Annotated in this window: 14 protein-coding genes; 8 read left to right on the top strand and 6 right to left on the bottom strand. The window is 64.5% G+C overall.

Features of this window, described 5'->3' with window-relative positions; genetic code table 11:
* Positions 1–310: 310 nt before the first annotated feature.
* Positions 311–1,543, top strand: a complete 1,233-nt coding sequence (locus ACJ70B_RS09680; protein ID WP_408956790.1) for a polysaccharide deacetylase family protein — start codon at positions 311–313, stop codon at positions 1,541–1,543.
* An 80-nt stretch (positions 1,544–1,623) separates the two neighbouring features.
* Here ACJ70B_RS09680 and ACJ70B_RS09675 read toward each other — a convergent pair whose 3' ends face one another.
* Complete coding sequence (locus ACJ70B_RS09675) at positions 1,624–2,181, bottom strand: KH domain-containing protein (RefSeq protein WP_408956789.1); 558 nt, start codon at positions 2,179–2,181, stop codon at positions 1,624–1,626.
* A 33-nt stretch (positions 2,182–2,214) separates the two neighbouring features.
* On the opposite strand from ACJ70B_RS09675, the gene ACJ70B_RS09670 reads away from it, so the two are divergent.
* From ACJ70B_RS09670 to ACJ70B_RS09660, 3 genes are all read left to right on the top strand, one after another.
* Positions 2,215–2,580: a hypothetical protein gene (locus ACJ70B_RS09670; RefSeq protein WP_408956788.1), complete on the top strand. Its 366-nt coding sequence runs from the start codon at positions 2,215–2,217 to the stop codon at positions 2,578–2,580.
* Between the two features lie 9 nt (positions 2,581–2,589).
* Positions 2,590–3,012, top strand: coding sequence for a hypothetical protein (locus ACJ70B_RS09665; protein WP_408956787.1), 423 nt, complete (start codon positions 2,590–2,592; stop codon positions 3,010–3,012).
* 73 nt (positions 3,013–3,085) lie between these two features.
* Positions 3,086–4,063, top strand: a complete 978-nt coding sequence (locus ACJ70B_RS09660; RefSeq protein WP_408956786.1) for a hypothetical protein — start codon at positions 3,086–3,088, stop codon at positions 4,061–4,063.
* A 354-nt stretch (positions 4,064–4,417) separates the two neighbouring features.
* Here ACJ70B_RS09660 and ACJ70B_RS09655 read toward each other — a convergent pair whose 3' ends face one another.
* The 3 genes from ACJ70B_RS09655 to rio1 form a co-directional block, all read right to left on the bottom strand.
* Positions 4,418–4,918, bottom strand: coding sequence for a metallophosphoesterase (locus tag ACJ70B_RS09655; protein WP_408956785.1), 501 nt, complete (start codon positions 4,916–4,918; stop codon positions 4,418–4,420).
* A gap of 73 nt (positions 4,919–4,991) precedes the next feature.
* Complete coding sequence (locus ACJ70B_RS09650; RefSeq protein ID WP_408956784.1) at positions 4,992–6,230, bottom strand: tryptophan--tRNA ligase; 1,239 nt, start codon at positions 6,228–6,230, stop codon at positions 4,992–4,994.
* Between the two features lie 216 nt (positions 6,231–6,446).
* A complete protein-coding gene (rio1, locus tag ACJ70B_RS09645; RefSeq protein ID WP_408956783.1) occupies positions 6,447–7,316 on the bottom strand; it encodes a serine/threonine-protein kinase Rio1 in 870 nt (289 codons plus the stop codon).
* A gap of 171 nt (positions 7,317–7,487) precedes the next feature.
* Here rio1 and ACJ70B_RS09640 point away from each other — a divergent pair, with 171 nt between their 5' ends.
* The 4 genes from ACJ70B_RS09640 to ligA all read left to right on the top strand — a co-directional run bounded on the left by ACJ70B_RS09640 (position 7,488) and on the right by ligA (position 11,968).
* Positions 7,488–7,868, top strand: coding sequence for a 2Fe-2S iron-sulfur cluster-binding protein (locus ACJ70B_RS09640; RefSeq protein WP_408956782.1), 381 nt, complete (start codon positions 7,488–7,490; stop codon positions 7,866–7,868).
* Positions 7,869–7,928: 60 nt separating this feature from the next.
* Positions 7,929–9,383: a selenium-binding protein SBP56-related protein gene (locus ACJ70B_RS09635; protein ID WP_408956781.1), complete on the top strand. Its 1,455-nt coding sequence runs from the start codon at positions 7,929–7,931 to the stop codon at positions 9,381–9,383.
* 16 nt (positions 9,384–9,399) lie between these two features.
* On the top strand, positions 9,400–9,789 hold the full coding sequence (locus ACJ70B_RS09630) for a 2Fe-2S iron-sulfur cluster-binding protein (protein WP_408956780.1): 390 nt from the start codon (positions 9,400–9,402) through the stop codon (positions 9,787–9,789).
* Positions 9,790–9,883: 94 nt separating this feature from the next.
* Entirely contained in the window at positions 9,884–11,968 is a 2,085-nt protein-coding gene (gene ligA, locus ACJ70B_RS09625; protein ID WP_408956779.1) for an NAD-dependent DNA ligase LigA, read from the top strand.
* 16 nt (positions 11,969–11,984) lie between these two features.
* Here ligA and ACJ70B_RS09620 read toward each other — a convergent pair whose 3' ends face one another.
* Complete coding sequence (locus tag ACJ70B_RS09620; protein WP_408956778.1) at positions 11,985–12,173, bottom strand: multidrug transporter; 189 nt, start codon at positions 12,171–12,173, stop codon at positions 11,985–11,987.
* A 58-nt stretch (positions 12,174–12,231) separates the two neighbouring features.
* Positions 12,232–13,218: an ArsA family ATPase gene (locus tag ACJ70B_RS09615; protein WP_408956777.1), complete on the bottom strand. Its 987-nt coding sequence runs from the start codon at positions 13,216–13,218 to the stop codon at positions 12,232–12,234.
* Positions 13,219–13,259 lie beyond the last annotated feature (41 nt).

Genomic DNA, 13,259 nt, shown 5'->3' with positions numbered 1-13,259 from the left:
TAGGATACCACAGATCCGCTAATGACCTGTTTCCAGTACTGTCTGTGGTGAGCGAGTGATTTACTCCCTCCCCCTCTGCACCGATAGTACGCATCTGTTCGCCCCCTTCTCCGACGAGAACTCCGATGCGTTCCTGTAGAATCCCTGTGCTGCGTACGGCCCGCTACTGGCCAGTACTTGGATCACGTTGCGGTCGACCAAGCCCGAATCGACCGCACTATGATTATAATTCATACTAATATAAGCAGGAAACATTACCAATAGTGTCATAAGAATAATACTATCTCGCCTCAGAGAGGGTAGTGTCATAATGGTAACTCGAAGACAATATCTCGCGACGACGGGTGTCGCTTTGAGCGGAACGGCTGTCGTCTCCTCTGCAACTGCCGCTGAATACGAAGGAATGGTCGTTTTCACCTATGACGATGGTCCGATCGAAGACTACACGGAAACGTTCCAGGTCCATCAAGAACACGACGCCCCGGCGTGTTCCGCTGTCTGTCCGGGCTTGATGGAAGATTCTGACGACTTCTTGGACCCAAAACACGTTACGGAGATGGACGAATTCGGGTGGGAGTTCATGTCCCACACGCTCAAGCACCGGTCACTTGGGCACATCTACGTCGAGCGTGACCTGACGGAGGGCGACGACCGCCTCTACGTCGATCACCACCGGCATGGACGGTACAGCGGTGACCCAGTGGTGATTTTCGACGACCAGCGGAAAGTTACTGCGACAACTTCCGGGCGCGGTACCGACGATTACGGCCAATATATCGAACTCGAGAACCCGGTTGAAAAGAGTATAAATGCAACGAACGGGCTCGTCCGTCATACGGAAGAATTCATACGACACATCCTCGAAGAATCGAAATCTCGAATCGAAGAGTGGAGTGCGCCAGTAACGGGGTTCGTCTATCCGTTTGGACGGTCCGACGGGATCGCCAGCGACCTCGTCCCGGAGTACTACGATTCGGTGCCGAACTTCCAGAGTCGAAACGGCCTCAATCCGATCGACGGCCTCGAACCGACGCGTATCGTACGCAAGTACATTGAAACAGACAAGACGTCACTGGACGAGATCGACCAGTTCATGGCTGCTGTAGAGAGGAACGCCCTCGGTGTCGTCGGTGGACACAGTCAGTACGATGCGCTTCCCCCAGACTGGATCGATCGTACACTGGAGTTGGCCGCCGAGCACGATCTCCGAGTCGTCACGATGCAGGAAGCGTTGTCGGAATTGGGTGTACTCGACGGGAACGGCGGCGGAAACGGTACACCTGGCGAAGGGAACGGGAACGGAAACGCTAGTCCCGACGAAGGCGACGAGAACAAGCCTGTGATAACTCACCCTAACGACGCCGACGACAAAGCTGAGAACACTTCCCCTGGCGAAGGCACCAGAAACGAGACTGCGAACACCGACTCCGAAGATAACGACAAAATACCCGGCTTTGGAATTGCTAGCGGTGTCGCCACCACTGTCGGTAGTATGACACTCGTAAAACGGTGGCTCGATTCGAGTGCCGACGAAGAGACCTGACTATCTGCAGCAAGTCACGTCCACGTCACCATCCGTGAAGGAGATACTATAGCCCCTCGAGAAACCGAGGTCCAGCGCAGTCAGGACTGGCCGCCCGGGAACCGGTGGTACTCCATTCCCTGATGTTTCATCTCGTTGTGCTTCTCCTCGAGGAACGAATACACTGCGCCGTGTGGAGCCCCGTCTAAGAGCATCTCGGCGGCGCTGCGGACGGCGTCGACCTCCTGTGGTGCGCCGATGATCCCGAGCGTCGAGCCGTAGATGACGACGTCGGCCCCGGTCAGTTCCTCCATCAGCTCGCGGGTCCGGCCGCCCTCGCCGATGAGCCGGCCCTTCTTTCGTTTCATATCGTTTTTGTTGCGCGCGGCGGCGTCGATGTCGACGACGTCGAACAACATCATGTCGTCCTCGAGCAGCCGCATGGCGTCCTCGGGCGCGAAACCGCGGCCAATAGCGCGAACGATTTCGGGTGCTTTGAGCCCCAGTACGGGGTCGCCGACGGTCTCGACGGCGACGGAACCGTTCTCCGAGTCGATGTCGAGTCGCACTTCCGCTTCGGCCTCGATCTCGCGCATCGTCTCGCCGCCTTCGCCGATGAGAACGCCGATGCGGTCCTGCGGAATCTTCACGTGCTGCATACAGCCTGCTACTTGCCGAGTGAGGTTAAGCGCTTGGTCCTGTCTACGGCGCCGAGGGCACGAGCCGGCGAACAAGAGAAAATCGTCGCTCGGACGAGCGCTGCAAGTGCGAGCAGTAGTTGGGACATCGACTGGGACGAGTGGGTCTCACAGGGAAGCACGGACGTCTACTGGGAACCCGACGAGGAGGTTAGTTATAACGCGAAGGTCGGAAACGTCGAGTTCACACACGACGTGAACTGGTCGTCAGATTACGACCGTATCGGGGTGCGATCGAAAATCCGGATGGTGCCCGGGCGACAGCTCTGTAACGACGGTCTCGACGACTACTGCACCTCGAGCATCCAGGACGGGTACAGCAACAAGGAGGCGACCGTCTACCACGACTGGGACCAATGAGTGAACGAGGTGCCCCAGGACGACCTCATCGTTAGCACAGATCCGGAGGGGCAGATCAGCGATGTCACCTCCACGCGGGGGTATTCCCTCGGCCTCGATATCGCGAAAGAGCCGTCGCTTACGATCGGATTCAACAGTAGCGTTTCGTTCCCGGGCGCACAGTTGATCGATAAGACCTCCAAGACGACGAGGCGCTCGGAGCACGCCCTCGAGATGAACTCGGCGGACAGCACCTCGGCGAGCAACAACGCCGTGTTCGAGGTCGGAAGCATTGCCGCGTACCAAAAGGGGTGTGTCGCATCCCCGCCGCTGTACGAGCGAACCCTGCTCGAAATTGATGTCGACCTCGAGTGGCGGCTCAACGTCCCGGTCGGAGACTACGGTCACACGGAATCAACTACTAAGTCCTTCGGGTACGCTACTTGGTGTTGAGAACGATCACCCCGCTCGCGTAGCGACACCCCCACGCCCTCCAACTGATGACGGCTCGAGACATCTACTGGAGATGACAGGAACTAATCGAACGAGACGGTCGATCATCGTGGCGACCGGCTCGTTTGCGGTGATTGGATACGTTGGGACCGACTGGCTGTCTGACACCGACAGCACCGGTTCTGACGACTTTACTGCAGGAACGGTCCCCGACGGAAGCGATCCACTATTGTTGATCCGACCGAGACGCGGCCGGGACGCCAGTATCACAGCGGCGGTTGTAACCTCGTTGCTCGCGGCCACCTCGCTTGACAAGACCCCTGGGCTTCCGAGGGACGCGCTCGACGCCGGACGGGACGCGACGGACCTCCACAAGCTCGCTGTCGTCGGCTCGAACGGTTCCGGGGAGTCGGCAGTCGTCGCGTGGGCAGACTGGTCCAAAACCGAACTCCGTGAGCGCGTCTCCGCGTCCATCTCAGGGAAGCCCAAAACGGACGCATACGAGGGGCGAACCGTCTACCTCGCAGGGGACGCGGCCGGCGCCACGCTCGCCGACGGCGTCGTCACTCTCGGAACGGAACGGCAGGTGCGTTCCGTCATCGACGTGTGGCACGCCGACGCGGCGCCGGTCGACGACGCCGTACTACACCCCTTCGATCGCACCGATCGGACCGCCCCGGTGCGCTTTGCGACCACCGGCCTCGCCTTTCACGACGATCGCACTGGGCCGCGCACTGACGAGTACGCTCCCGTCGTGAATACCGCAGTCGACGCGGTTGTCGATGGTACCGATGCGACCGTCACGATAACGTACGAGGTCGAGTCCATCGATGCGACCGATCGGCTCGCCAACGCGATCAAGCGCGACCTCGGTCTAACGCCGCCCGAAGGTCCCGTCGAGCCGGCACTCCCGCGAGGAATCCGTAGCGATCTCGCGGTCACGACCGACCCGGCAGTGGTGACCGTCGACTACAGCGCCGCCGCGGATTCGGTGGCGGGATACGTTTCCGACGTGCTGACGACACTCGCGGCGGTCACGGGCGATCAATGACCGTTCGCCAGGTGAACCCACGGCGGGACCCACGACGTCCGCCATCGAACTGCATCGAGCGGACCGCCCCGTCGCTCGCGCGTTCGTGCCACGGCGATGGGAACGTGGCCGCGGAGATAACCGTTATCCGAGTCGGAGCGTTCGCTGCACGAGCGTCGTCCCGTGGATTTTTACGAGTTATCGGGGAACAGCAATACCAATACAGATCGGGATTCTCTCGGATACGCACGACAACGTCGAGGCGACCGAACGAGCTACCGACCGCCTCGGCCCGCCCGTGATCCACTACTTCGAGGAGTTCGAACTCCACGGCGTGCTCGACAACAAAGCCGAAATTCGATAGTAGATGTCGATCTATTCGAATTCGTGGAACCGGACGGATTCTGTCTCGGTGTCCACGATAGCGACGGTTCGATCGGCCTCGGACTTCGGCAGGAAGTGAGCACCGGGGTTGAGCACCGTCGTCCGCCCCCTCTCCGAGCGTTCTCGTCGGTGGTGATGGCCGTAACAGACGTAATCGTACGTCTCGCCGGCCGCGATCGCTTCGACTTCCGCGAGACTCTCGCCGTGGAGCACGGCGAAGGAGAGACCGTCGAACTCGAGGTCGGCGAACCGGCCGTGGAGTCGGCTTTCCTCGCCAAGCGAGTCGAACGCGGCCTGCAGATTGGCGGCGTCGCCGTCGTTGTTTCCGAGGACGCCGTGGAGTTCGAAGTCCTCAAAGTAGGGGACAAGTAGCGGCGCGACGAAGTCGCCGCAGTGGACGACGGTCTCGACGCCTTCCTCGCGAAAGAGTTCGACCGCCCGTTCGGTGGCTGCGGCGTTGTCGTGCGTGTCCGAGATGATGCCGACGTTCATACGCGTTCGCGCGGGAGCGAGCCACTAAGGCGTTCGGGGAACAGTGGTGCAGAGCCACTAGACGATCGAACGGCTATCGATCGAGGCCCGTCGGCACGCCGGCCCGCTCGAGCGCCCGCTGCCGTTCATGATCGGTGAGCCGATAGGGATCGAGCGCATCCGCGAGCGAATCCAGTTCTCCGCGTCGGCGCTGGTGGTCGGCGAGGAACTCGGTGATCCGGTCGATTGCGAGATCCTTCAGTTCGCCGCTGAGCAGGTCGCCCGCCCGGTAGTCGGCGGCGATGCGCTCGAGTGCGTCGTCGTCCGGTTCGAAGAAAAAGCGGAGATACTGGAAGGGAACGTCGACGGTCGGATCGCCGCCCTCTTCGCGGTGGTCCTCGAGCGTCGCTCGGCCGCCGGTGTAGGCGTGGGTTCGAATCGTCTCGGCGACCGTTTCGGGATCGTCCGTGAGTTCGATCGACGGCGCATCGCCGGAAGAACTCATTTTGCCGGGGCCTGCGAGGCTCGGAAGGAAGTGCCCGAGCAGTGCGCCCGGCTTCTCTACCGGTAGCGCCTCTTTGGCGGCGACGTCGCGACAGACGCGGACGTGAGGGTCCTGGTCGACGGCGATGGGGACGAGCGTCGGCTGCCGGCCGCCGACGAGTTGCGGGAGCAGGAGGTGGGTCGCCTGCACGGCGGGATAGAACTGGAGGCCGACGGTGTCCTGTGTGCCGTAGACGGCCTCGATGGTCGCCGGCGTGAGGTGTTTCGCGAGGGAAACCGCGATCGGGTAAACCACGTCCGCGTCGGCGGTGTCGACGACGATCCGCGTCCGGTCGGGATCGAAGCCGACGGCGAGGATATCGCGCAGATTCTTGCGGGTGTGCTCGCCGATCGATTCGAACGACTGGTCCTTCGCGAGGAACTTCTCGTCGTCGGAGAGTGGGACGTACACCGTCGCGCCCGTTGCTCGCTGAAAGCGCTTCGCGAGGTACAGCGGGAGGACGTGACCCAGATGCATCGGTCCCGAAGGGCCGCGACCGGTGACGATCGCGTGCGGATCGCCGGCCGCGGCGGCCTCGAGATAGTCGTCGACATCCCGGCCCGCGTAGAATGTCCGCCGCCTGAGCAGCGGGTGGTCGGGGAAGCGTTCGATCTGCTCGTCGGTGAGCGGCGCTGCGCCGAAGCGCTCGAGCAGTTTCTCGTAGTCGATCTCGCCGTCGACGGCGTAGGGCGTGACGGTGAACTCGTCGACGGCCGCGGCCTCCGCAGTGGAGGCGTCGGCGTTCGTCTCGCTGTCGGTGCTGTTCGGTGTGTCGGATGGTGCCGGCATCTAGTCTGTGAGTGTGGCTGGGGCGGTCGGAGCGCGATTCGAGAACTCGAGCGGAGGGAGCGCCCACCGCCGCGACCGCCGGGTTAGGCCGCGTCGCCCGCAGCGACGGAACTGTCCGCTCTCGAGGGGGCCTGCCAGCACCAGTGCCACTCGAGAGCGGTCGTCATCGGCGTATCCTATTAGCGCGCTGATAATGAGCGTTTCGGAGACGGCGACTCAGTCTCGAGACGGATCCGGCTCCGGGCTCGTGACGAACTCGAGGAGGTCGTCCTCGGTCACGTCGAGCCCCTGCCGGGAGAAGAAGCTCGCGACGTTCCGACAGTCCCGCTCGAGAAAGTCGCGGCTGTTGGGGTGGTGGACGGTGACGGCCTGTCCGAGGTCGATGAGCACGAGTTGGCCCTCGTCGAAGACGACGTTGTACTCGCTGAGATCGCCGTGGATCAGCCCCGCCGAGTAGAGCCGACGCATGTACTCGCGCATGACCTCGTAGGCGGTCTCGGGGTTCTCGATCTGAACCTCGCCGAGTCGCTTCGCGCGGCCCTCGGCGTTGCCGATATACTCCATCACGAGCACGTTGCGCTCGGACGCGATCGGCTCCGGGACGCGGACGCCGGCTTTCTTCGCGCGGCGGAGGTTGGCGAGTTCCTTCTTGGTCCAGGCGAGGACGACGTCTTTCTTCTTGCCGCCAAGCCCCTCGAAGCGGGGGTCGCCCTCGAGGTAGTCGCGCATCTGCCGGAAGTTCGAGGCGTTGATCCGGTAGACCTTGACCGCGACCTCGCGGTCGTCGCCCAGCGCGTGGTAGACGTTGGCCTCTTTGCCCGTCGAGAGCGGGCCGCCGAAGGCCTCGACGTAGCCGTCCTGGACGAGTTTGTACAGCGCCGCGAACGTCGCGTCGTCGAACACCGACTGCTCGACTTTGAACTGGTCGGCGTCCTTGATGCGCTCTTGAAACTGGTTGAACTCGCGGTCGCGCTTGCGGGCGATCCTGTCCGCTTCAGTATCCGAGACGTCGATCTCCTCCCATTCATCGCCCGGGGTGTCGACCTCCTCTAAGTCGACCAGTCCGTACTCCGTTCCCTGTTCCATCTATTCGCGTCTATGGGTCGGGCGCGGGTAAAGACTGGGTATCGTTCGATCGACCCCGACGGAAGCGACCACGCGAGCGGTCAGGTCCACTCTTTTTGCCCGTTCGAACCCAAGATCGGCTATGAACAGCGTAGACGACTACAGGCCGGTGACAGCGGCGACGAGCAACCGATGACGCGCCACGACGTGACCCTCGAGTGGACCGACGGTTCGACGCAGACGATCGAGGTTGCCAAAGACGAGACGGTCCTCGAGTCGGCCCAACGGGCCGGTGCTCGGCTACCCTACGACTGCCGGAAGGGGACCTGTATCACCTGTGTCGGTCGACTGATCGGACGCGAGGGCGGAGAGAGCAGGCCCGACGAGGACGAGACAGACCGCCCGCTCGACGCCGCGGACGCGTTCACCTATCGGCGGCCGCCGCAGGCGCTGACCGACGGCGAGCGGGAAGCCGGCTACGTCCTGCTGTGTATCGCCTCGCCGCAAACCGACTGTCGCCTCGAGGTCGGGCCGAGAGTCCGCTCGGAAGTCGGCGATAGTCCCTGGGCGTAGCTCTCGTCCGGTTTCGTCGCCCCGACCAGATTTATCTACTCGTTCGTGGTCGTGGAACCCATGAGCGGAGCTAGCACACCAGACGATGTCGAACCAGGCCACGACCATGAACAGCACCACGACCACGAGGGACCGGGCTACGCGACGCCGCAGGCTGCGATCGAGGAAGGTGGTCGAGAGAAACTGGCCTACGTGATGAGCCTCTACGTCGGCACGGACATCGATGCGTCGGACTTCGTGGCGGTCGTCGACCTCGATCCCGACTCCGAGACCTACTGCGAGATCGTCGACCGCGTCGAACTACCGAACCGCGGGGACGAACTCCACCACTTCGGGTGGAACGCCTGTTCGTCGTCGTGTCACGTCGAAGGGCTCGAGCGCCGCCATCTGATCGTTCCCGGACAGCGCTCCTCGCGGATCCACGTGATCGACGCGAAAGACCGGCGAAACCCCGAACTCGAGAGGGTGATCGAACCCGAGGAGGTCTACGAGTACGACCTCTCGGCCCCTCACACGGTTCACTGCATCCCCGACGGGGAGATTCTGATCAGTATGCTCGGGGATGCCGACGGCGAGCTTCCGGGAGGGTTCCTCGAACTGAACGACGACTTCGAGATCGAGGGCCGGTGGGAGCCGCCGGGCGAGATCGAGATGAACTACGACTACTGGTATCAGCCCCGTCAGAACGTGATGGTCTCGAGCGAGTGGGCCGCGCCGAAGACCTACTATCCGGGCTTCGACCTCGAGGACGTCGAGGCGGGCGAGTACGGCCAGCAAATCCACTTCTGGGACTGGGAAGACGGCACCGTCGAGCAGACGATCGACCTCAGCGAGGAGGGGCTGATTCCCCTCGAGGTGCGCTTTCTCCACACGCCCGAATCGACCCACGGGTTCGTCGGGGCCGCGCTGTCGTCGAATATCTTTCACTTCTGGCGAGACGAGGGCGCGGCGCCACGCGCCGCGGATGAAGCGAGCGGCGATGAGCCGCGAGCCGCGGGCAAGTACCGCGCCGAGAAGGTCATCGACTTCGAGAGCCGGGAGCACGACGACTGGGACATGCCGGTTCCCGCACTTCCGACGGACATCCTGATCTCGATGGACGACCGGTATCTGTTCGGGTCGAACTGGCTTCACGGCGAGGTCTGGATGTACGACATCTCGGACCCGTCGAACCCGCGGCGGGCCGACTCGCTGTCGGTCGGCGGCACCTTCGGCGAGGTGCAGGAGGTCCAGGGCCGCGAACTGAGCGCCGGCCCGCAGATGATCCAGCTCTCGCTGGACGGCGAACGCCTCTACTGGACCACCTCGCTGTTCTCCTCGTGGGACGAGCAGTTCTACCCCGAAGAGGGCGAACGGGGCTCGGTGATGCTGAAAGCCGACGTCGATCCCCGGAGGGGCACCCTCGAGTTAGACGAGGACTTCCTGGTTGACTGGGGCGACTGTCCCGACGGACCGGCCCGCGCCCACGAAATCCGGTGGCCCGACGGCGATTGCACGAGCGACGTCTGGCAGTGATCGGCCCCGCAAACGGATGACGAGCCACGACGTGACCCTCGAGTGGCCCGACGGCCGGACGCGGACCGTCGAGGTCGGCGAGGACGAAACGATCCTCGGAGCCGCCGAATGCGACGGGGCCGTGCTCCCGTACGGCTGCCGGACGGGTGCCTGTGGGACCTGTGCCGGACGGCTGCTCGAGGTCGAGGGGACGCGGCCGTCGGACGGCGAGTGCGCCGCCAACGGAGACGCCGACCGGCCCGGCGCGGGCGACGCCGTCGCGTACGGCCGTCTCCCGCGGGCGCTGAAGGACCGACATCGGGCGGCCGGCTACGTGCTCCTGTGTATCGCCTCCCCGCGGGCCGACTGTCGGATCGCGGTCGGCTCGAGCGTCCACGCGGAACTTGTGGACAACCCGTGGAAGTGATCCGTCTCGAGGCGAGCCGAAACGGGTCGAGGCGGACCGGTCGACCGGACTGCGGTCAGTAACGTTAACGGGGGCGGACGGCAACCCTCGAGCAATGTCTGTCGCCGACGAGAACGCGGACGAAGACAACCCCTACCTTCGGGATCCGCCGACCGACTTCGACCCGGTCGAGGCGCTCTCCGAGGACGAGGCCGAACGACAGGTCGAACTGCTCCGCGAGGCGATCCGCGAGCACGACCGCCGGTACTACGTCGAGAGCGAGCCGATCATCGCCGATCGGACCTACGACGCGCTCTTCGCCCGCCTGCGCGACCTCGAGGATGCCTTCGATCTCTCCCACCCCGACAGCCCGACGCGAGCCGTCGGCGGCGAGCCGATAGAGGAGTTCGAGACGGTCGAGCACGAGGAACCGATGCTCTCGATCGACCAGAGCGGCGACGCCGAGGACGTCCGGGAGTTCGGCGACCGCGTGCACCGTGAGGTCGGCGACGTCGACTACGTCTGCGAACCCAAGTTCGACGGCGTCTCGATGGAGTTCGTCTACGAGGACGGATCACTCGAGCGCGCGGTTACCCGGGGCGACGGCCGCGAAGGCGACGACGTGACCGCCAACGCGCGCACTATCGGCTCCGTCCCCCAGCGACTCCACGGTGACTCCCCCGACTTCCTCGCGGTTCGGGGCGAGGTCTACATGCCGAAAGACGCCTTTCAGGAACACAACCGCGAGCGCATCGAGCGCGGCGAAGAGCCCTTTGCAAACCCCCGGAACGCCACTGCGGGGACGATCCGCCAACTCGACCCCTCGGTCGTCGCTGAGCGCCCGCTCGAGGTCTTCTTCTTCGACGTGCTCGCGGCCAGCGAACTCGAGGACACCCACCGCGCGGAACTCGAGCGCTTTCCCGACTGGGGGCTACGGGTTACCGACCACGTCGAACTCGCCGCCGACATCGACGAGGCCATCGATTACCGCGACCGCATGCTCGAGGCCCGCGACGACCTCGCCTACGAGATCGACGGCGTCGTAATCAAGGTCGATTCGCGCGAAGCCCGCGAGGAACTCGGCCGGACCGCCCGTCACGACCGCTACGCCTACGCCTACAAGTTCCCGGCCCGTGCGGAGGTTACGCGGATCGCCGACGTGGCGGTCCAAGTCGGCCGAACCGGCAGACTGACCCCCGTCGCCTTGCTCGAGCCCGTCGACGTCGGTGGCGTCACCGTCTCGCGGGCGAGTCTCCACAATCCCGAGGAAATCGCCGAGAAGAACGTCAACGTCGGGGACACCGTCCGCGTCCAACGCGCGGGCGACGTGATCCCCTACGTCGAGGAGGTCGTCGAGAAAGGCAGCGAGGGCCACTACGAACTGCCCGATCGCTGTCCCGTCTGCGGAAGTCCCGTCGAGCGCGACGGCCCGATCGCGTTCTGTACCGGCGGGCTGGGCTGTGACGCGCAACTTCGACGCTCGATCGAGTACTACGCGAGCGACGACGGACTCGACCTCGAGGGGCTGGGCGAGCAGAGCGTCCGCCAACTGGTCGACGCCGGCTTGCTCGAGACGATCGCGGACCTCTACGACCTCGGCGCCGACGATCTGACGGAGCTCGAGGGCTGGGGTGCAACCAGCGCCGAGAACCTCCTGGCCGAAATCGAGGGGAGCCGCGAGCCCCCGCTTGCCGACTTCGTCTCGGCGCTTGGCATCCCTCACGTCGGCCCAGCGACGGCCCGCGAACTCGCCCGCGAGTTCGGCACCTTCGTAGCGTTCCGCGACGCCGCCGAGGCCGAACCTGAGCGGCTCGAGGGCGTCGACGAGATCGGCGAGACCGTCGCCGAAACGATCCACGACTTTTTCACGAGCGAGGCCAACGCCGCCGTCGTCGACGACGTACTCGAGCACGTCTCGCCAGAGGAGGCCGAGACCGACGCCGGTGGCGACGAACTCGACGGACTCACGTTCGTCTTCACCGGCTCGCTCGAGGGGCTGACCAGAGGCGAGGCGCAGGACCTCGTCGAGACCCACGGCGCGAACGCGACGGGAAGCGTCTCGGGGAACACGGACTACCTCGTCGCTGGCGAGAATCCGGGCGCGACGAAGCGAGACGACGCGCAGGAGGCGGACGTCCCCATCCTCGACGGCGGCGAGTTTCGCTCGCTACTCGCCGAGCGGGGGATCGACCTCGAGTGATCGATCCCGGTCTTGCTCAGTCGCGACGGGAGAGAAACGCGATGAGCGCGATGGCGGCGGCGACAACGCCGATAATCGTCGGGACGAGTTGTCCTGAACCCCACTCCCAACCCAGGAACTGCGTGCCGACGAACGCGACGAGCGCGACGGCCACACCGATCGCCGTCAGCAGCGGTGACGAGTTTCTACCGTACGAGCGCGTCATAGCTGACTGTTGTCACCGATACATCATAAGAGCAGCGACAACTGTCGCCGACTGCCACTCACGTCGGTAGGCGCTCGGCGATCACGGCGAGCGACTCGCGACCCTGCACTTCCCCTTCGAGATCGGGCAGGGTCGCCACCGCGAGGTCGGGAAACGTCTCCCGAATCTCCGCCAGCCGCTCTTCGTGGCGCGCTTGCTGTGACCGACAGCGCGGACAGCCCTCGTGAGGATCCTCGAGCACCCGATTGACGACCAGTCGCTCGACGGACACGCCGGCCTCGCGGAGTCGGCCGACGAGTCGTTCCGTCTCCGCGATCGCCATCGACTCCGGAATTAGGACGACGCGAAACTCGGTCCGGCCGGGGTCGGTGAGCAGGTCGCGGGCGCGCTCGAGACGCGCCCGAAACGTCTCGAGACTCTCGTCCTCGTCGTCGCTATTCCCAGTCATCATCGACATCGGTCCGAACACCGCCGTTCGGGCCGCGTTGCCGATCCGCCTCGCCTGGCCGCGCAGTGACTGGGCCGTCTCGAGGGCCAGCCCCATCGCTTCGGGCATGTCGAACAGTCGCAGGGTGTGGCCCGTCGGCGCGGTGTCGAAGACGACGGTGTCCCACCGTCCGGCGTCGACGTACTCGACGAGCAGATCCAGCGCCGCGATCTCGTCACTGCCGGCCGGCGCGCCCGCGGCGAAGAAGCGCTCGATCTCCTCGTCGGACAGCGAAATACCGGCGCTGCGGAGGTCAGCGGCCAGCGCTCGTGCCAGTTTCTCGTAGCGTTCCTTGCGCGCTTCGGGGTCGATTTCGACGGCCCACAGGCCGCCCGCGCCGTCGGCGTCTCCCTCGAGCCCCGGCAGTGGTTCGGCGTCCTCGAGTCGCGTCGGGTCCGAACCGAGGTCAGCCTCGAAGGAGTCGGCCAGCGAGTGGGCCGGGTCGGTGGAGACGACCAGCGTCTCTCGGCCGGCGGCGGCCAGCGAGAGGCCGGTCGCCGCCGCACAGGTCGTCTTGCCGACGCCGCCTTTCCCGCCGTAGAAGATGCAGTCGGTCACGACAGGCCGTACTACGGGCGGTGACGTAAACGAATGCCCCA

The organism is Natrinema sp. 74 (genome assembly GCF_046097095.1).
In the GTDB taxonomy this organism is placed as follows: Archaea; Halobacteriota; Halobacteria; order Halobacteriales; family Natrialbaceae; genus Natrinema.
The sequence above is the reverse complement of the archived record's forward strand: the minus strand, read 5'-3'. Positions and strand labels throughout refer to the sequence as shown.

Bases quoted from the DNA above. Each gene is read 5' to 3' on its own strand.
- ACJ70B_RS09680 (WP_408956790.1), top strand. From the start codon at position 311: ATGGTAACTCGAAGACAATATCTCGCGACGACGGGTGTCGCTTTGAGC.
- ACJ70B_RS09675 (WP_408956789.1), bottom strand. From the start codon at position 2,181: ATGCAGCACGTGAAGATTCCGCAGGACCGCATCGGCGTTCTCATCGGC.
- ACJ70B_RS09660 (WP_408956786.1), top strand. From the start codon at position 3,086: ATGACAGGAACTAATCGAACGAGACGGTCGATCATCGTGGCGACCGGC.
- ACJ70B_RS09655 (WP_408956785.1), bottom strand. From the start codon at position 4,918: ATGAACGTCGGCATCATCTCGGACACGCACGACAACGCCGCAGCCACC.
- ACJ70B_RS09650 (WP_408956784.1), bottom strand. From the start codon at position 6,230: ATGCCGGCACCATCCGACACACCGAACAGCACCGACAGCGAGACGAAC.
- rio1 (WP_408956783.1), bottom strand. From the start codon at position 7,316: ATGGAACAGGGAACGGAGTACGGACTGGTCGACTTAGAGGAGGTCGAC.
- ACJ70B_RS09640 (WP_408956782.1), top strand. From the start codon at position 7,488: ATGACGCGCCACGACGTGACCCTCGAGTGGACCGACGGTTCGACGCAG.
- ACJ70B_RS09635 (WP_408956781.1), top strand. From the start codon at position 7,929: ATGAGCGGAGCTAGCACACCAGACGATGTCGAACCAGGCCACGACCAT.
- ACJ70B_RS09630 (WP_408956780.1), top strand. From the start codon at position 9,400: ATGACGAGCCACGACGTGACCCTCGAGTGGCCCGACGGCCGGACGCGG.
- ligA (WP_408956779.1), top strand. From the start codon at position 9,884: ATGTCTGTCGCCGACGAGAACGCGGACGAAGACAACCCCTACCTTCGG.
- ACJ70B_RS09620 (WP_408956778.1), bottom strand. From the start codon at position 12,173: ATGACGCGCTCGTACGGTAGAAACTCGTCACCGCTGCTGACGGCGATC.